At 67.6% G+C, this 429-nt stretch carries 1 pseudogene; it reads right to left on the bottom strand.

The features are described from left to right. A pseudogene (locus I6F36_RS38960) lies at positions 1-429 on the bottom strand (serine/threonine protein kinase); the annotation flags it as partial.

Genomic DNA, 429 nt, shown 5'->3' with positions numbered 1-429 from the left:
GTCGTATCGATCGCAACCACCAGGATTGGGCTCGACGCCAGTTGCACGGCAACGTCGGACTTCGGCTTCGGCTGCCACGCCCCGCGATTGAAGCGGCGGCGCATCACCGTCGCGAACGGATCGCGCTCGTGCCGTTCGGCGCGCGCGGTCAGCTTGACCTGGTCGGGGTTGCCGAGATCGAAGGCGAGCTGCGAGGCGGTCGGATAGCGCCAGGCGGGCTCGATCTCCAGACATCGCAGTACGATCTCCTGCAGCCAGGGCGGATAGTCGGCCCTGAGCTTGCGCGGCGGATAGGGATCGCGCCACAGCCGCCGGCGCATGCCGCGCAGCGTTTCGCTCTCACCGAACGGCCGCACCCCGGTGGTGAAGAAATACAGGAGCACGCCGAGCGAAAACAAATCGCTGCGCGGATCGTCGCGCACCCCGAGC

The organism is Bradyrhizobium sp. BRP19 (assembly GCF_020194195.1).
In the GTDB taxonomy this organism is placed as follows: Bacteria; Pseudomonadota; Alphaproteobacteria; order Rhizobiales; family Xanthobacteraceae; genus Bradyrhizobium; species Bradyrhizobium yuanmingense.
The sequence above is the reverse complement of the archived record's forward strand: the minus strand, read 5'-3'. Positions and strand labels throughout refer to the sequence as shown.